16 protein-coding genes are annotated in these 17,995 nt (G+C 67.3%); 3 read left to right on the top strand and 13 right to left on the bottom strand.

Features of this window, described 5'->3' with window-relative positions:
• The first annotated feature begins 24 nt into the window (after positions 1-24).
• Positions 25-1,005 (top strand): aldo/keto reductase, encoded by a 981-nt coding sequence (locus A33M_RS10605; protein ID WP_008386770.1) that lies wholly within the window; start codon positions 25-27, stop codon positions 1,003-1,005.
• 92 nt (positions 1,006-1,097) lie between these two features.
• On the opposite strand, the gene A33M_RS23875 is transcribed toward A33M_RS10605, so the two are convergent.
• Both A33M_RS23875 and A33M_RS10600 read right to left on the bottom strand, forming a co-directional pair.
• On the bottom strand, positions 1,098-1,694 hold the full coding sequence (locus tag A33M_RS23875) for a hypothetical protein (protein ID WP_157223421.1): 597 nt from the start codon (positions 1,692-1,694) through the stop codon (positions 1,098-1,100).
• Positions 1,695-1,827: 133 nt separating this feature from the next.
• Positions 1,828-3,537, bottom strand: coding sequence for a caspase family protein (locus A33M_RS10600; RefSeq protein WP_040620127.1), 1,710 nt, complete (start codon positions 3,535-3,537; stop codon positions 1,828-1,830).
• Positions 3,538-3,724: 187 nt separating this feature from the next.
• Here A33M_RS10600 and A33M_RS10595 point away from each other — a divergent pair, with 187 nt between their 5' ends.
• Positions 3,725-4,873 (top strand): hypothetical protein, encoded by a 1,149-nt coding sequence (locus A33M_RS10595; protein WP_040620125.1) that lies wholly within the window; start codon positions 3,725-3,727, stop codon positions 4,871-4,873.
• A 143-nt stretch (positions 4,874-5,016) separates the two neighbouring features.
• Here the strand turns inward: A33M_RS10595 and A33M_RS10590 are convergent, their stop codons facing one another.
• Positions 5,017-5,286 (bottom strand): hypothetical protein, encoded by a 270-nt coding sequence (locus tag A33M_RS10590; RefSeq protein ID WP_008386764.1) that lies wholly within the window; start codon positions 5,284-5,286, stop codon positions 5,017-5,019.
• Positions 5,287-5,597: 311 nt separating this feature from the next.
• On the opposite strand from A33M_RS10590, the gene parC reads away from it, so the two are divergent.
• Positions 5,598-7,853, top strand: coding sequence for a DNA topoisomerase IV subunit A (parC, locus tag A33M_RS10585; RefSeq protein ID WP_008386762.1), 2,256 nt, complete (start codon positions 5,598-5,600; stop codon positions 7,851-7,853).
• A gap of 611 nt (positions 7,854-8,464) precedes the next feature.
• Here parC and recO read toward each other — a convergent pair.
• From recO to A33M_RS10535, 10 genes are all read right to left on the bottom strand, one after another.
• Positions 8,465-9,217 carry a DNA repair protein RecO gene (recO, locus tag A33M_RS10580; protein ID WP_008386759.1) on the bottom strand — a complete coding sequence of 251 codons (753 nt, stop codon included), beginning with the start codon at positions 9,215-9,217 and terminating at the stop codon, positions 8,465-8,467.
• Positions 9,218-9,279: 62 nt separating this feature from the next.
• Positions 9,280-10,317 (bottom strand): GTPase Era, encoded by a 1,038-nt coding sequence (gene era, locus A33M_RS10575; RefSeq protein ID WP_008386757.1) that lies wholly within the window; start codon positions 10,315-10,317, stop codon positions 9,280-9,282.
• Positions 10,310-11,020: a ribonuclease III gene (rnc, locus tag A33M_RS10570; protein WP_202801856.1), complete on the bottom strand. Its 711-nt coding sequence runs from the start codon at positions 11,018-11,020 to the stop codon at positions 10,310-10,312. Before rnc ends, era begins: the two co-directional genes overlap by 8 nt.
• Positions 11,017-11,781 carry a signal peptidase I gene (gene lepB / locus A33M_RS10565; protein WP_040620122.1) on the bottom strand — a complete coding sequence of 255 codons (765 nt, stop codon included), beginning with the start codon at positions 11,779-11,781 and terminating at the stop codon, positions 11,017-11,019. The genes rnc and lepB overlap by 4 nt, the downstream gene beginning before the upstream one ends.
• Before the next feature lie 206 nt (positions 11,782-11,987).
• A complete protein-coding gene (gene acpS / locus A33M_RS10560) occupies positions 11,988-12,386 on the bottom strand; it encodes a holo-ACP synthase (protein WP_008386753.1) in 399 nt (132 codons plus the stop codon).
• On the bottom strand, positions 12,383-13,165 hold the full coding sequence (locus tag A33M_RS10555; RefSeq protein ID WP_008386752.1) for a pyridoxine 5'-phosphate synthase: 783 nt from the start codon (positions 13,163-13,165) through the stop codon (positions 12,383-12,385). Before A33M_RS10555 ends, acpS begins: the two co-directional genes overlap by 4 nt.
• A 1,222-nt stretch (positions 13,166-14,387) precedes the next feature.
• A complete protein-coding gene (locus tag A33M_RS10550; protein ID WP_008386751.1) occupies positions 14,388-15,155 on the bottom strand; it encodes an outer membrane protein in 768 nt (255 codons plus the stop codon).
• Between the two features lie 397 nt (positions 15,156-15,552).
• The gene (locus A33M_RS10545; protein WP_008386750.1) at positions 15,553-15,741 is read right to left on the bottom strand and encodes a hypothetical protein; all 189 of its coding nucleotides are present in this window, start codon (positions 15,739-15,741) and stop codon (positions 15,553-15,555) included.
• Between the two features lie 198 nt (positions 15,742-15,939).
• On the bottom strand, positions 15,940-16,932 hold the full coding sequence (locus A33M_RS10540) for a branched-chain amino acid ABC transporter permease (protein WP_008386749.1): 993 nt from the start codon (positions 16,930-16,932) through the stop codon (positions 15,940-15,942).
• Positions 16,929-17,810, bottom strand: a complete 882-nt coding sequence (locus A33M_RS10535) for a branched-chain amino acid ABC transporter permease (RefSeq protein WP_008386748.1) — start codon at positions 17,808-17,810, stop codon at positions 16,929-16,931. The genes A33M_RS10540 and A33M_RS10535 overlap by 4 nt, the downstream gene beginning before the upstream one ends.
• Positions 17,811-17,995: the final 185 nt, after the last annotated feature.

Raw genomic sequence — 17,995 nt, 5'->3', positions numbered from 1 at the left:
CCACGCTCTCGAAAGACGCACCTCATGGACTACACCCGCCTCGGGCGCACCGGCCTCGAGATTTCCCGCCTGTGCCTCGGCTGCATGAGCTACGGCATTCCGAACCGCGGCGCCCACGCCTGGACGCTGCCCGAGGAGGAGAGCCGGCCCTTCATCAGAAAGGCGCTCGATCTCGGCATCAACTTCTTCGACACCGCGAACGTCTACTCGGACGGCTCGTCGGAGGAGATCGTCGGCCGCGCGCTCAAGGATTTCGCCAAGCGCGACGACATCGTGCTGGCGACCAAGGTGTTTCAGCGCATGCGGCCGGGCCCGAACGGTGCCGGCCTGTCGCGCAAGGCGATCCTGTCCGAGATCGACGCCAGCCTGAAGCGGCTCGGCACCGATTATGTCGACCTCTATCAGATCCACCGGTTCGATCCGGCGACGCCGATCGAGGAGACCATGGAGGCGCTGAACGACGTCGTGCGCGCCGGAAAAGCCCGCTATATCGGCGCCTCCTCGATGTATGCGTGGCAGTTCGCAAAAGCGCTCGCGGTGTCGGAACGCCACGGTTTCGCGCGCTTCGTGTCGATGCAGAATTACGTGAACCTGCTCTATCGCGAGGAGGAGCGCGAGATGCTGCCGCTGTGCCGGTCCGAGGGCATCGGCGTGATCCCGTGGAGCCCGCTCGCCCGCGGGCGCCTCACCCGCGATTGGGACGCCGCGACGGCGCGGGCGGAAACCGACGAGTTCGGCAAGACCCTTTATGCAAAGACCGCCGAAGCCGACCGCAAGGTGGTCGAGGCGGTGGCGAAAGTCGCCGCCGGACGTGGCGTGCCGCGGGCACAGGTGGCGCTCGCCTGGGTGTTGCAGAAGGCCGAGGTGTCGGCGCCGATCGTCGGCGCGACCAAGCCGGCGCATCTCGACGACGCGGTGGCCGCGCTGTCGCTGAAACTCACGCCGGAAGAAATCGCCACGCTCGAGGCGCCCTACGTGCCGCACGCGGTGGTCGGGTTCTCGTGAGCCAATGAGAGGTGTTCATGCGTCACGTGGCTGGCTCGTCTCGGCGAGCCGGCCACGGTTGGGCCGAGCATTCTCGAGGGATTCGCGTGCGGTCAAAAACAGCTCACCAGCGGAAGAATTTTGCACGGCATCGTCCCCAAATAGATTCCGACGGCAAGCATCAGCACCGCGAATAGATCGACGAAAGCTCCATCGGTGAGCGCAACCTTTATGTCATCGATCTTTTTACCGAGAGCGGACTCTCTCGCATCCAGCTCTGAAAGTATATCACCCTTCACCCTCTCTACCAATTTTTCAATATCTTCAGATTTATTCTCAATTCTCAGAAGGTCATTCCTCCGCAACTCATCATTCTTTTCTAAAATGTCGACCCGACCTTTGACCGTAGGCTCCTCTGGCGCATGAAGATGCCCCCCAGCTGGTCGGCCGCTAACATTGAAGGAAGCTGCTTCAAGCCTCGTATCTATAACCGGCTGCGGTTGCGTATTTATTCTAACGAAAAGATCTTTAAATCGGAGATTGAACTGGTGCACGCGATCAAAAACGCCCCACACCACACTCAACAGAGAGCCGATCTGCAATAACGCCCCCACAATGCGTATACGTTCCTCTGCACCAAGAGAGCGCACAATAGGAACAGGGCAGAACAGGGCTACAAGCGACAGCACGATCAAAATTGCGAGAAACAAGAGTCTATTCCGCACTTGCACCCCTTTATCCCTCCTCACCGCCTCGGCTCGACAGATTCTCCTTTCACGAGCATATCAGAATCTCTTCGCGCAAGCAGGTCCAGTGAATCACATCCCCGAAAGGGGTTGATCCTCACCGCAGCCCGAAACTCCCGCCGCCGCGCCGCATGATCATCCCGCCGAACGGCCCCCGCGGTCCGCGAGGCCCGCGCCAGCCGCCGCCCGGCGGGCGGTAGGGGCCGTCGCCCATCTGCGGCGGACGATGCGGCCCGTGCGGTCGGTGCGGGCGGACATGTGGCCGGAACGGGCGCACCGGCATGACCCCGATCACCGGCGGGCCGGCCGGCACGATCACCGGACGCGGCGGGGGCTCCTCGCGCACGATCACACGATGCGGCCGCGCCTCCCGCTTCGGCGTGGATTTGCGCTCGCTGCGCCGGCTGCGCCGCGGCTCCGCACGCGCCGGTGCGGCCGGTGCGACCGCCGGCGCCACGGCCGGCATCACCGGCGGCGCCACGCATACGGCAGCGACCGCCGCCGGTGCCGGATTGAACGCGCGGGTGCGCGCCCGGGCCATCAAGCGCTCGGCGGTGGCGATCAGGTCGATGCCGGGATGGTCGCCGATGAAGGTCGCGAACGCCGCCGGCGTGCCGGTGATCACCGCGTGATACCAGTCGACCATCACCACCCGCCGCTCGACGATCTCGCGAACCCGCGTGAGGCGGTACGGCGCCTCTGCGCCGAACAGCTCGAGATAGGCCTGATAGGCCTCGACCTCGTCCTGCTCGATCACGATGCGATAGGCCTTCGGCTGGCCGAGCGGCGCGAGCTCGGTCTTCCAGTCGGCGACCGAGCGCACCGGCGCACGGGCATCCGCCACCTGCAGCACCTGCGGCCGCGGCCGGGGGACCGGCTCACTCGCGGGCTCGCCCGGCCCACTCGTGAGCCCACTCGCGGGCGCACGCGTGCGCTCGTCCGTGGGCTCGCTTGCCCCTGCCCCGCCGTCGGCCGTCTTCTTCTCCTCGCCGCCCTCCGCCTTCGCCTCCGGGAAGAAGGAGAAATTCGCGGTGAGCGACGAGCTTTCCCACGGCGTCTGGCGGCCGTCGGTCGCCTCGTGCACCGCCCAGCGCACCCGCTTGAGCGCTTGCTCGATCGGCACCCCGGGGTTTTTTGCCACCTCGAGCAGCGCCGCCGTGTAGGGGCTGTGCGTGCCCGATCCGTCCTCCGCCTCCGCACCGGGCGCGGTGGAGTAGGAGACGATCGAGCCCGCCGGCGCGTCGACGATCGCGAGCCCCCTCCCCGTCACCTTGCCGATCGCCGAGAACGGATTGTTGCGGCAGGCGTCGAGCATCACGATGCGGGTCTTGCTCGGGATCGCGGCGAGCGCGTTCATCAGGTCCGTGAGCCGCACCGCCTGGAAGGTCACGTCGGCCTCCCGCTCGATCCGGGCATCGACCGGGACCAGAAAATTCTCGCCGTCGATCTGCACGCCGTGGCCGGCATAATAGACCAGCGCGACCGGCTCGCCGCCCGCCGCGGCGAGCTTGGCGGCAAAGGTGCCGATCGCCCTCCGCATCCCCTCCTGGGTCAGGTCGGGCGCCTCCGTCACCTCGAAGCCGGCCTCGCCCAGAAGCTTTGCCATCGCGCGGGCGTCGTTCGCCGGGTTCGGCAGCGCCGGCACCGCCCGATAGGCCGAGTTGCCGATCACCAGCGCCATCCGAGCCTCCGCGGCACCGGTCCCGGCCCGACCGGTCTCGGCAAAGGCCGGCGCCAGCGTCGCGCAAGCCGTCACCCATCCGCCGACCACCGCCGCCAGGGCGGCCGTGAAAAGTCGCCGTCGCATGCGCATCTCCGCGGCCAGAGAGAATTCGGTCTCGCCGGTGTCGTCGGCAGCCGCCGCCGGGTGGTTCGATCGGCCGCACGATTTTGCCGGGGATGGTCGTCCACCCGCCAAGAAATCCGCATCATCGTGCCGCACGAGTCCTCGGCGCGGGACGCCTGCGCCCGCCGCCTTTGGAGAATCGCCCGACATGATGTTTCCGTTGCCCATCCCCCCGGGCCGAGGCACCGCCCCGGCCCGCCGGGCCGGCGCCCTCGCTGCGGCCGTGCTGGCCCTCGGCGTGCTCGCATCCCCTGCGGCTCGCGCGCAGCAACCCCCGGCGACCGACGAGCTGCCGGCGCTGCGCACCAACCAGGCCCAGCTCGACGAGCTGTCGCGTCCGACCGTGCTCGACACCAAGGACCCGATGGCGGTGTTCGCCTTCGTGTTCGCCCGGCTGCCCGAGCGCGTGAAAGTCTATCCGACCGAGAACTACTACTATTTCACCTTTGTGCACGCCGGTATCCCGTACAATGGCAACATCCGGCTCGACGCCAGCGACCGTGACCGGGGCAAGGTGCATTTCGCCTACTCGGAGGATCTGGTCGAGTGGCGCGACGAGACCGACGTGATCCACGAGCTCTTGGGCGAGGCGCAGGACGTCCAGGTGGAGAAGGTCGAGCCGCTGCTCTACCGGATCACCTATCAGGGCAAGAGCGTGCTGTTCGCGCTCAACGACCTGTCGAAGGTGAAGCCGCCCAAGGACGCGCTGGCCCCCGACGAGACCTTCGTCGGGCCGATCTGCGACGAGTCCGGGATCCGCTTCTTCCTGGTGTTCGACAACAAGCTGAAGCAGTTCCTCTACATTCTCGACGAGACCGAGCGGGTGCCCGAGCAGTTCGAGCCACGCAAGTCCGGACGGGTCGAGATCGGCAAGCGCACCGGCTTCGCCTTCTATCGGGACGACAAGCTCCCGCGGAAGATCCTGGTCGGCGTCTATTTCGGCAATTCGCGGGTGAACAACTATTTCGACGGCCCGTTCGACCAGATGCCGGACAACTTCATCCAGGGCGACAGCTTCCGCGACATGCTCCTGCAGGTCGATCCGAGCCTTAAGGGCACGATCGACCGGTTCGGCGGCTGGCCGGACGGCTCGCAGCGCTTCATGATCGCGCCCTATTACTACTATCAGGACATCGAGGAGCTGGCCGCCTTCGACGCCTGCGCGACCGACAAGCGGGTTTCTCCCGAGAAATACTATGCCTGCTTCGTCGCCGACGAGGACAGCCAGGCCGAGTTCAAGCTGGTGCCGCGCGCCGTCAAGGAATTGGCCGCCGCCAAGAACCGCAAGAAGAAGTGAGCCGCGGACCTACGAGCCCTCGACGCACCACGCCACACGATGCTTCGACGGGCCGCCTCCGGGCGGCCCGGTCCGTTTCGGGCACGGAAAAGGCCGGCCCGCGGGGGCGGACCGGCCGAATGGTCGAGACGATCGAGCGACGATCAGCAGCGGCCCCAGACGCTGCGGCCCCGCCAGTGGCAGCGGCGGCGGCTGCCCCAGCGCCAATGGCTGCGGCCCGGATTGTGGTAGCCGCGGCTGCCCCAGCGCCAGTGGCTGCGGCGCGAGCCGTGCCATTGCGCCTGTTCGACGGCATTCGCCAGATTCTGAGTCGACAGGAGGCCGGCCCCGTTCAGGGGCGCCGCCGTCGCCGAGCCGGCACCGGCGAGCCCGAGGCCCGCGGCGACCATGATCGCCAGAATCGTTCCACGCATGTCTTTCTCCTCTCTGTGCCGGCCGGCGGCCCCGGCTCGTCCGCGAGGCCTGAAACACCGAACCGACCGGTCACGTTCCGTATCGGAGTGGGTCGGAAACAGTTGTCAGGGAATGCGAGCCCTGGACCGGCCGAAACCTCCATCGATCGCTTTCGCCGGTGGAGCGCCCGCCCCGTCCCGGCACGAACCCTACTCTGTAGTGGATCGACAGCGGCCGCTGGTTCATCGGGACCGCCGGCGAAATCGGCAGCGACTCAACGCATATCCGGGAGAGTTGTTCACGCCCCCGCCGCGGGTTATCTCCCTCCGCCATGGGCAAGCCGACGATTCCCCCCGAGCCTTCCGACGTCCACGACGTCCCGCTGCGCGACGCGCTCGAAGAGCGCTATCTCGCTTATGCACTCTCCACGATCATGCACCGGGCGCTGCCCGACGCCCGCGACGGCCTCAAGCCGGTGCATCGGCGGCTCCTGTTCGCGATGCGCGAGCTGCGGCTCGACCCCGGCGCCGCCTTCAAGAAGTGCGCCCGCGTGGTCGGCGACGTCATCGGCAAGTACCACCCGCACGGCGACCAGTCGGTCTACGACGCGATGGTGCGGCTGGCGCAGGACTTTGCCCAACGCTACCCGCTGGTCGACGGCCAGGGGAATTTCGGGAACATCGACGGCGACAACGCCGCCGCCATGCGATACACGGAAGCCCGCCTGACCGAGGTCGCCCGGCTGATGCTGGACGGGCTCGACGAGAACGCGGTCGACTTCCGCCCGACCTATGACGGCTCCGAGGACGAGCCGGTGGTGCTGCCGGGCGCCTTCCCGAACCTGTTGGCGAACGGCGCGCAGGGCATCGCGGTCGGCATGGCGACCGCCATTCCGCCCCACAACGCCGCCGAGCTGTGCGCCGCCGCGCTGCATTTGATCCAGAACCCCGACGCTACCACCAAGGCGCTGATGAAGTTCGTGCCCGGCCCGGACTTTCCGACCGGCGGGCTGATCATCGATTCCCGCGCCACCATCGCCGAGGCCTACGAGACCGGCCGCGGCGCGTTTCGGGTGCGCGCCCGCTGGGAGAAGGAGGAAGGCACGCGCGGCAGCTGGGTGGTGGTGATCACCGAGATCCCGTGGCTCGTGCAAAAATCGCGGCTGGTCGAGCGGATCGCCGAGCTGCTCAACGACAAGAAGCTGCCGCTGGTCGGCGACGTGCGCGACGAGTCGGCCGAGGACATCCGCCTCGTGATCGAGCCGCGCTCGCGCACCGTCGACCCCGAGATTTTGATGGAGTCGCTGTTCAAGCTGACCGATCTCGAGTCGCGCATCCCGCTCAACATGAACGTGCTGGTGCACGGCCGGGTGCCGAAGGTGATCGGCCTGCGCGACGCGCTACGCGAGTGGCTCGACCACCGGCGCGACGTGCTGGTGCGCCGCGCCAATCACCGGCTCGACAAGATCGCCCATCGCCTCGAGGTGCTGGGCGGCCTCCTGATCGCCTATCTCAATCTCGACGAGGTGATCCGCATCATCCGCACCGAGGACGAGCCGAAGCCGGTGCTGATCCGCACCTTCGAGCTCACCGAGGTGCAGGCGGAAGCCATACTCAACATGCGCCTGCGCAACCTGCGCAAGCTCGAGGAGATGGAGATCCGCGCCGAGGACAAGGCGCTGCGCAAGGAGCAGCGCGATCTTCGCGCGCTGGTCGCCTCCGAGGCGAAGCAGTGGGAGAAGATCTCCGAGGAGATCGCCAAGGTCCGCGAAACGTTCGGGCCGAAGACCGCGCTCGGCAAGCGCCGCACCGGCTTCGCCGAGGCGCCCGCGCACGACGAGGCGGCGATCGAGGAGGCGATGGCGGTGCGCGAGCCGATCACCGTCGTGGTCTCCGAGAAAGGCTGGATCCGCGCGCTCAAGGGCACCGTGACGGACCTCTCCGGCATCGCCTTCAAGACCGACGACGCGCTGAAATTCGCCTTCCCGGCCGAGACCGTCTCCAAGATCCTGGTGCTCGCCACCAATGGCCGCTTCTACACGCTCGACGCCGGAAAACTACCGGGCGGGCGCGGCCACGGCGAGCCGATCCGCCTGTTCATCGAGATGGAGCAGGAGGCCGACCTCGTCGCGATCTTCCCTTATTCCGGCGGCCGCAAGTTTCTGCTGACGAGCCGCGAGGGACGCGGTTTTCTGGTCGGCGAGGACGAGTGCGTCGCCAACACCCGCAAGGGCAAGCAGGTGCTCAATGTCGACATGCCGGACGAGGCGAAGCTCGTCTGGACGGTCGAGCCCGACCACGATCAGGTCGCGGTGATCGGCGAGAACCGCAAGCTTCTGGTCTTCCCGCTCGATCAGGTGCCGGAGATGGCGCGCGGCCGCGGCGTGCGGCTGCAGCGCTACAAGGACGGCGGGCTGTCCGACCTCGTCACCTTCAAGGGCGCCGACGGGCTGTCCTGGCACGACGCCGCCGACCGCACCTTCACGCTCGGCTTGCGCGACCTCGCCGACTGGCGCGGCAACCGCGCCGATGCCGGCCGCTTGCCGCCGAAGGGTTTTCCACGCAGCAACTCGTTCCGCCCGCGCTGACGCGGGCGCACCTAGCGGGGCGCACCGAGCGGGGCGCACTGACGGGCGGCCACGCGCCGCGTCGCGAGACGAAAAAGAGAAGGCCCGACACGGTGTGCCGTGCCGGGCCTTCGTCTTCGCGGCGGTGCGTATGGTAGTCGCGGCAATCTTCGTGGCCGCTCGTCTCGCGGCAGTGCGGATCGGTGGCCGGGACGGTCCGGAAAAAGGACCGCCACGGCGGTACGCGTCAGGCGCGGGCGATGCGCCACGCGTTACGCAGCGCGTCGAAACGCGCCAGCGGATAGCGTCGATAGATGCCGTAATGCATGACGAAACGTCGAACGAACGCGTTCATGGCAGCCTCTTTGGCGTCTCGATCCCTGACACAACGCTCGGAAAGGTTCCCGGTTCCATCGCCTTTCCGTATTTTTGGCCATGATATGGCCAATCGCACGCTGGCGGCTAGAGGGATTCTGTGCCCGGCGCGCCGCCTGCGGCGCCCGGGCGCACACGTTTCGGTGTAGGCGCAGCGCAGCACGCGATGCGGCAGCGCACGCGACTTATTCAAATCATCGTATATGGGTATTACTGAATATTTCGTGCCGCTTGCTGCCGGACGACGGACGTTCGGATCACGCCTCGGCGGGGGTTTTGGCGCGCTCGCGGCGGAGCGCGGCGTTCAGAAACTGCGTGCGGGCGTCGGGCAGCGGCACGCCACGCGGCTCGAACACGTTTCTCGCGAGAAAGAAGCCCGTCGTGCGAAACGCCTCGACGAGATCGTCGTCGCTCGCCTCCAGCACCAGCTCCTCGGCGGCGAGCACCGCCGGCAAGGGCAGCAGCCGGTCGTGCCACGGCGCGCCGACCGTGCGGGTGACCGCCCGCCCCGTCCTCGGCGACACGTAAGCGAGGTCTTCCGTCTCGCCGGACACCGCGCAGCGATCGAGAGCGAGCCCGAAGCCGAGCTCGGCCAGCATCATCCGCTCGAACCGCACCACCAGGGCGGCGGCGGCACGGCGGTCGGCGAGGTGGTCGAGAATGGCCTCCAGCGCGTCGTGGACGTGCGGGTGGCGGTCGCGCTCCGGCAGCAGGCGGGCGAGGGCGGCGAGATGCGTCAGCGCATAGAGGGCGTGCGGAAGCGCGAGATAGGCGCCGGCGCGCAGCCGCAGCCCTTCCACCGAATAGCTGCCGAGATGCTCGTCGAGCCGCGCCCGCCAGGTCGCCGCCACCCGGTTGCCGGGCTGCAGCACCGCCTGGAGCCGCGGCCCCGCCCCGCCCCGCACCAGGCCGAGATGGCGGCCGTGCTCGCGCGTCATCAGCTCGACGATCGCGCTCGTCTCGCCGTGCCGGCGCACCCCCAGCACGATGCCGTCCTCGGACCACTGCATGGAGCCGGTCTACTGCACGAATCTTCTCGGCGGAAGCGGATGGAGAGGCGGACGCCCGCCCCCTACCCCTTCGGAAATTCCAAGCCCATCTCGCGGTAGCGCTCGGGATCGTCCGACCAGTTTTCGCGTACCTTCACGAACAAAAAGAGATGCACCTTCTGATCGATCAGCTCGGACAGCTCCTTGCGGGCGTCGGAGCCGATCGACTTGATGGTATGGCCACCCTTGCCGAGCACGATCTTCCGCTGGCTCTCGCGCTCGACGAAGATCGTCTGCTCGATCTTCACCGAGCCGTCCGGCTGCTCGGTCCACATGTCGGTCTCGACGGTGGAGCGGTAGGGCAGCTCCTGGTGCAGCTTGAGGAAGAGCTTTTCGCGGGTGATCTCGGCGGCGAGGCTGCGCAACGGCGCATCCGAAATCTGGTCCTCCGGATAGAGCCACGGCCCGGCCGGCATCTTGTCCGCGAGGTGCGCCTTGAGGTCGGCGACGCCGTCGCCCGTGATCGCCGCGATCATGTAGGTGTCGACGAAGGTCACCCGGTCGTTCGCGGCCTGGGCGAGCGCCAGCAGCGCCGGCTTGGCGACCAGATCGACCTTGTTGATCACCAAAATCTTCGGCTGCGGCACGGCGGCGAGCTTTTCGAGGATCGCAGAAGTCTCGGCGTCGAGGCCACGCTTGGCGTCGATCACCAGGAGCGCCAGATCGGCGTCGCTCGCGCCCGACCAGGCGGTCGTCACCATCGCCCGCTCGAGCCGCCGGCGCGGCAGGAAGATGCCGGGGGTGTCGACGAAGATCAGCTGCGCCGCGCCGTCGAGCGCGATGCCGCGCACCAGCGTCCGCGTGGTCTGAACCTTGGGGCTGACGATCGACACCTTGCTGCCGACCATCGCGTTGACGAGGGTCGATTTGCCGACGTTCGGCGCGCCGATCACCGCGACGAACCCGCATCTGGACTCGTCCGGAGACTTTTCCGGCGACTCGTCCCCCGAGGGCTCGCTTTGCGAACCCTCGTCGCCGGTGCCGCCGTCTTCGGGCCGGTCGTCCGCCGCCGGAAGCTCGTCCAAATTCTCGTCGGCCGGGCCGTCGTTCGCCTCAGGCATTCTGCTTCGCCGCCTCCACGCCTTCGCGGCCGAGAAACGCCGCCGCCGCCGCCTGCTCGGCCGCCCGCTTGGAGCGCCCGATCCCTTCCGCCGATTCGAGGTCCGGCAGCTCGACCACCACCCGGAACTCCGGATCGTGATCCGGCCCGCTGCGAGCGACCTCGCGATAGGTCGGCGTCGGCAGGCCGCGCCCCTGCGCCCATTCCTGCAGCACCGTCTTGGCGTCGCGCAGCGGCCGCTTGGGCGCCCGCATCCGCTCGGTCCACAGCCGCTCGATGAACGCGCAGGCCGCCGGATAGCCGCCGTCGACGAACACCGCGCCGATCACCGCCTCGCACACGTCGGCGAGGATCGCGGTGCGGCGCCGCCCGCCGGCGTTCGCCTCCGACACGCCGAGCCGGATCGCCACCCCGATGTCGAGCGTGCGGGCGACGTCGGCGCAGGTCTCGCGGCGCACGAGGTCGGCGAGGCGACGCGACAGCTCGCCCTCCTCGGCCGAGGGAAACTCGCGAAACAGCATGTCCGAAACGATCAGCCCGAGCACGTGGTCGCCCAAGAACTCGAGCCGCTGATAGCTCTCGACGCGGGCTTTTCCGGACAGCGCCGAGATGTGGGTCAGCGCCACGTCGAGCAGCGTCTTGTCGGTGAAGACGTATCCGAGGCGGTCTTCGAGATCGCGTCGGCCCTTTGTCCGTTGGCTCATCGCACCAGTGTCAGCAGCCGGTCCCATCGCACCGCCCACGGCCAGGCCCACACGTGCCACGCCGGAACGCCGTCGGCGACCGAGAAGAAGATCACCTGGGCCTTGCCGATCAAGTTCTCGAACGGCACGTAGCCCACCTGGGAGAGAACCCGGCTGTCCGTCGAATTGTCGCGATTGTCGCCCATCATGAAGTAGTGACCGGGCGGCACCTCGTAGACCTGGGTGTTGTCGAGGAAGCCGTTGTCCTGAAGGTCGAGGGTGAGATAGCTCACGCCGTTCGGCAGGGTCTCGCGCCAGCGCCGCACCCGCACGGTGCGGCCGCCGTCCTCGTCCACATAGTCCTCGACGCGCTCGCGCTTCACCGCCTCGCCGTTGATGTGCAGCACGCCGCCGATCATCTGGATGCGGTCGCCCGGCAGGCCGATCACCCGCTTGATGTAGTCGGTGGTGTCGTCCTTCGGCAGGCGGAAGACAACCACGTCGCCGCGCTCGGGCGCCGATCCGATGATCCGCCCGTCGAACAGCGGCAGCGACAGCGGGAAGGAATACTTGCTGTAACCGTAGCTGTACTTGGAGACGAACAGGTAGTCACCGACCAGCAGCGTCGCCATCATCGAGCCGGACGGAATGTTGAACGGCTGAAACAGGAACGTCCTGATCACCAGGGCGATGAGAAGCGCGTGAAATATGACGCGGGCGGTCTCGAGAATTCCGCCTTCCTTCTTCTTCGTCGGCGACTTGTCTTGGCTTGACACGCTCATCGGCCTCTCGATCGTTCCTGCGCCCCGCGTCGTCTTGCCCGGGGGTGCGGCCCCGTCACCGAACGGAAAGCCGTTCGACGGGCGCTGCACCGCCTGCCCTCATCGCCCGACACGACTGCTTGGGAGGATGAAACCGGCGCCACGGCGTCCGAGTTCTAGCTGCTCGCCGGGCGTGGCGCAATTCAGGCGCTCCTCTCGCGCCCGTTTTACATCGGCTCGGCCGAGATGATCACGAAGGCTTGCGCGAGCGGCCAGTCGTCGGTGAGCGCGAGGTCGATCTTCGCCACGTGCCCCGGCGGGGTGAGCGCCGCGAGCCGCACCGCGGCACCGCCGGTGAGCGTCAGCGTCGGCTTGCCGGACGGCAGGTTGACCACCCCGAGATCGCGAAAGAAGACGCCCTGGCGAAAGCCGGTGCCGAGCGCCTTTGCGCACGCCTCCTTGGCGGCGAAGCGCTTCGCATAGGTGGCGGCGCGGTTGCGGCGTCGCTCGGCGAGCTTTTGCTCGGTCGGCGTGAACACCCGTTGCACGAACCGCTCGCCGTGCCGGGCGAGCGTCTTCTCGATCCGGCGGATGTCGCACAGATCGGTGCCGATGCCGATGATCACCGCGAAATCCTCTCGCCGGCGGCGGCCTCGAGCGCCGCCCGGCCGCGCCGCATCGCCGCCCGCATGCGGGCGATCGCCTCGCCGAGGCCGACGCTCACCGCCTCGCCGACCAGGAAATGGCCGATGTTCAGCTCGACGATCTCCGGCAGCGCGGCGATCGTCTCGGCGGTCGCGTAGTCGAGCCCGTGGCCGGCATGCACCTCGAGCCCCCGCTCGCGCGCCAGCGCGGCGGCGGCGCGGATGCGAACGAGCTCGGAGCCGGCGAGCGCGGTGTCGCCGGCGACCACCGCATCGCACCAAGTGCCGGTGTGCAGCTCGACCGCCGGCGCGCCGAGCGCAGCCGCCGCCTCGATCTGCGCCGGATCGGGAGCGACGAACAGCGAGACGACGATGCCGGCCGCGCAAAGGTCGCGAACCACCGGCGCCAGCGACGCCTGCTGGCCGGCAGCATCGAGCCCGCCCTCGGTGGTGCGCTCCTCGCGGCGTTCCGGCACCAGGCAGGCGGCGTGCGGCCGCAGCCGCTCGGCGATCTCGACCATCTCGGGGACGGCCGCCATCTCCATGTTGAGCGGCACCGTGAGCCGCTCGCGCAGCTGCGCGATGTCGTCGTCGCGGATGTGCCGGCGATCCTCGCGCAAATGCGCGGTGATGCCGTCGGCGCCGGCGGCAACCGCCAGCTCCGCCGCCGCCAGCGGATCGGGATGACGGCCCCCGCGGGCGTTGCGCAGGGTGGCGACGTGGTCGATGTTGACGCCGAGACGAATGGGGAGAGTGGTCACGCGCTCGCTCCGAGCGGAAAAATACGGATGGGCCGCCGGTGTGCCGCAGAATGCCGCAGGACTCAAGCCCGTCGCCGGAGCGGGCCGCGGCCATCCCGGGGCCGGAGGCGCATGGCCCTCGTTTTTCGGGAAACGCGTCGCGGGCCCGAGAATGCCGCGCCCGCGGGCGGTCACGAGCGTACGGCCGGACGGCCGGCGCGTTTTGCGCACGGAACGGCGCACGAGGCACCCGCCGGGTGGCACCCGCCGGGTGAGCACACCAGGGGTGAGCACACCAGGGTCGGCGGGCGCGTGGCAAAACCCTACCGACGCCGCATTGACCCGTATCAAGGCGATGCTCCGCCCCCTGCCCTAGTTCTGTCCAAGGCGCTCCGTTCGCTTCGCGGCGCGTGCGGCGTCGATGCGCTACGGGCGGCCGATGAGAGTCTCACGGCCGCCCGTTCCGCATCCGCGGCGAGGTTTTTCTCGTACCAACGGCGACAGAGTCCGACCTCGTCCCGAGAGTTTGTGAATCTTTCCGATTTTCAGCGTTTCCGGCTCCGCCAAGCCCTTGATTTGACTCAGGTGGCGTCGGTCGTGAACCGAAAGATTCACAGACTCTGAGGAGCACTCCGCAGGAGTGCGTTTCGAAGGGCGAGGCCACGGTGCGGGCCTCATCCTTCGAGACGGCCGCTTCGCGGCCCCTCAGGATGAGGTCATAGTTTCCCGCCGCTGGGATCACTCGATCGACGGACGGTTTTTCCCGCGGGCGAAGCGCCTGCGCTCGCGAGCGGGTGACGGTGGGTCGACGAGCGGGCGACGCGCCTCGGTGCGTCGGACATCGTCGTCTCGGAAATCCATCGCGGCCGATCGAGGGCGGTTCCGCCCGGCAAGACCGTTGCGCCCGCGAGCCGTGGCATCGCCGGAGCCGGCCGAGGAGCACTGCCTCCCGGCCGAGCAACAAACCCGGCGGGAGGCACATCGTACGCCTTCTTCGCCCTGCGGCGTATGGAGCCCCAGAATAAGATACCGCCATCCCGCCGTCGCGGCCGAAATCCGGATACCGAAAGAAAGGGTTTCCGAAAACCTACCGGCCGACACCCTCGCCCCGTCGGCCGGCATGCCGTGGTCCGGCGCTCCGGTGCCGCACGCGCGCACCCTGATCGGACGAAAAAGGCCCCAGGCGAATGCCCGGGGCCAAGAACGCTCGCGAATTTGGGACTTCGCGACTGGAGAGCCGATCTCAGTAACGCGCCAGCAGCGGCGGGGCCGAGCCGAAACGATAGTTCAGGCCCACCTTGGCGGTGTGGATGCCGTCGATCTGGATATCGTTGACGACCGTCCCGACTCCGGTGACGAAAGCACCCTGAGTTTGAGTTTCATCAAGCGCGATGTACATGTACTCGGCCTTGATGCTCCAGTTCGGGTCGAGTGCCCATTCGACGCCGCCGCCGACCGTCCAGGTCGTAATCGTGTCGCTGGTGGATGACGAGAACCCGAAGAAGGTGTCGGTGAGGGTGTTTTCGACGTCGACGAACGCCGCACCGCCCTTCACGTAGATCATCATCCGATCCCACGAATAACCGAGCCGGCCGGTGATCATCCCGTACCAGTCACCGATCTTGGTCGAAGAGGTGACTGTCGGATCGAACGGATCGAGCGCCGAACCCTCGAGGCTGATGTAGCCGACCTCGCCCTCGATGCCGAGCACGAAGGGCGAGCCGACCGGCTGCCAGTTGCAGCCCAGCGTGCCACCGCCGATGAAGCTCGAGTCGGGCGAATAACCGTAGTTGTAAAGCGGTACGGTGACACCACTCAGGTACTCATCGCTTGCGGTCGCATCTTCGGCCCAGGCACCGCCGACATAACCGCCGATATAGCAGCCGGTCCACGAGAACACCGGCGCGACCACCGGAGGCGCCTTCACCGGCATACGCGCCGGCAGGTCGGCGGCCGAAGCCATGCCGGCCATTGCGACGGTCGCGACCGTTGCGAGCAGAAACTTCTTCATGACCACCCCCTCCCGCTGGAGACAAAGACAAAGCTGATTCCACCAGCTTCGAGAGGGAGCGTACTCCGAAGGCGTCCATCGTTGGTTGCAGAACGGCAACACGGTAAGGGAAACAGTGTATGTCGCAGCGCCGACAATTCTCGATGGAATTCTTCTACCACACGACGACGACAGTATCCTGATACACTATCCCCCTTCGGCGCAGACGAGCCCCTCGCGGCTCCCGCGACCGATACTTTCATCATCAATGAGAAAAGGCGCCGTGTAGCACCGCCAGCGCCACGGGCCCGAGCCCGGGCCCGAGCCCGACGGCTTCCTGCGTCCGAGGCGACCCGCAAAAGGGAGGCGAAGCGCGACCCGGCGTGGCGTCGACCGGCGAGCCAGCGAGCGGAACGCCTCACTCGCCGGCGAGCATCCGGCGGCCCTGCTCGGTGAGCCGGTCGTGGCGGTCGATCAGCCCGTGATCGCGCAAGCCATCGACGATCCAGGCGTGCAGGCTGGCGGCCCTCCCGCTTTCCACCCGGACCAGAAACTCACCGAGTTCGGCCGTCGGCATGAATGCGATCAGGTCGCTGCGCTGAAGCACGGGCTCGCTCCTCGCCGGAAAATTGATTGATCGAACACGCGGTCGGATAAATGGTAGCGAAGGAAAAACCGGCGATCCAGCGTTTTGTTGCGTTGCCGCACCGATTACCGCAATATTTTTGCGTCTCTGGTGAGCGTTTTGTTTATTTCCTATTTCTTTTGTTTATTGGCGACAACACCGACCCACAGGGGCCCCGTCTCACCCTTCTGCCGGCACCGGCCGGCGGCGGCGCGCCAGCGCGACGATCTCGCCGACCAGGCCGCGACGAAACACCAGCACCGTCACCACGAAGATCACCCCCTGCATCACCAGCACCCACTCGCCGAGCCAGGCGAGCCGGTTCTGCATGAAGATGATGACGGCGGCGCCGACGATCGGCCCGAACACCGTGCCCATGCCGCCGAGCAGCGTCATCAGCACCACCTCGCCGGACATTTGCCAGGTGACATCGGTGAGCGAGGCGAGCTGCATCACCAAGGCCTTGGTGGCGCCGGCGAGGCCGGCGAGCGTCGCCGACAGCACGAAGGCGATCAGCTTGAAGCGGTCGACCGCGTAGCCGAGCGAGGTGGCGCGCGCCTCGTTCTCGCGGATCGCCTTGAGAACCTGGCCGAACGGCGAGTGGATCGTGCGGTAGATCACCAGGAAGCCGAGGGTGAACACGGCGAGCACGACATAATAGAAGGCGAGGTCGTCGGAGACGTCGAGCAGGCCGAACAGCGGCCGCCGCGGGATCGCCTGGATGCCGTCCTCGCCGCCGGTGAACGGCGCCTGCAGGCAGAAGAAGAACACCATCTGCGCGAGCGCCAGCGTCACCATCGCGAAATAGATGCCCTGGCGGCGGATCGCGATCAGCCCGGTGACGAGGCCGAGCAAGGCCGCGACCGTGGTGCCGGAAAGAAGGCCGAGCTCGGTGGAGAAGCCCCAGCTCTTCACGGTGTAGGCGGAGACGTAGGCCGAGAAGCCGAAGAACATCGCGTGGCCGAACGACAACAGCCCCGCATAGCCGATCAGCAGGTTGAAGGCGAGCGCGAACAGCGCGAAGCACAAGACCTGCATCAGCAGCACAGGATAGACCAGGAACGGCCCGGCGAGCAGCGCCAACGTCAGCACCGCGAAGGCGATCAGATCGCCGGAGACGCGGCGCCGCGGCTTTTCGTTTCCCTTTTTGTCGATCCCCTCCCCGTTCGTCATCGTCCACTCCCGAAAAGACCCTGCGGCCGGATCATCAGCACGATCGCCATGATCACGAAGATCACGGTGTTGGACGCCTCCGGATAGAACACCTTGGTGAAACCCTCGACGACGCCGAGCCCGAAGCCGGTGACGATCGAGCCGAGAATGGAGCCCATGCCGCCGATCACCACCACCGCGAACACGACGATGATCAGGTTCGAGCCCATGGTCGGGTTCACGCTGTAGATCGGCGCGGCGAGCACGCCGGCGAGCGCCGCGAGCCCGACGCCGAAGCCGTAGGTGAGCGTGATCATGCGCGGCACGTTCACCCCGAACGCCTGCACGAGATCGGGTCTCTCCGTCGCTGCGCGCAGATAGGCGCCGAGTTTCGTCCACTCGATCATGATCCAGGTGGCGAGGCAGACGACGAGCGAGAACACCACTACCCAGCCGCGATACCAGGGCAAAAACATGAAGCCGAGATTCTGGCCGCCCGGGATCGGGTTGGTGTAGGGCAGCCCGGAGGAGCCGAACTGCTGGCGAAACAGCCCCTCGAGAATCAGCGCGAGACCGAAAGTCAGCAGGAGGCCGTAGAGATGGTCGAGGTGATAAAGGCGCGAGATGAGAAAGCGCTCGATCACCACGCCGGTCGCGCCGACGATCAGCGGCACCAGCACCAGCGCGCCCCAATAAGGAATGCCGGCATATTGCAGCAGCATCCAGGCGACGAACGCGCCCATCATGTACTGAGCGCCGTGCGTGAAGTTGATCACGTTCATCATGCCGAAGATGACCGCGAGCCCGAGCGACAGGAGCGCGTAGAAGGCGCCGTTGATCAGCCCGAGCAGCAACTGCCCGAGCAGCACCTGAACCGGCATTCCGAAGATGTCGAGCATTTGCTGATCACCTGGACATCGTCACCTGGACATCGACACTCGTGAAAGAATTGCCTTCACCTCTCCCCGCGAGCGGGGAGAGGTCGGAGCCCGCGCCAAGCGGGCTCCGGGTGAGGGGGCGTCCCCGATTGCTCCGAAACGCTGCCCCCGCGCGCCCCCCCCCCCCCCCCCCCCCCCCCCCCCCC

The organism is Rhodovulum sp. PH10, assembly GCF_000293785.1.
Lineage (GTDB): Bacteria > Pseudomonadota > Alphaproteobacteria > Rhizobiales > Xanthobacteraceae > Rhodoplanes.
This window is presented reverse-complemented; position numbering and strand designations above follow the sequence as displayed.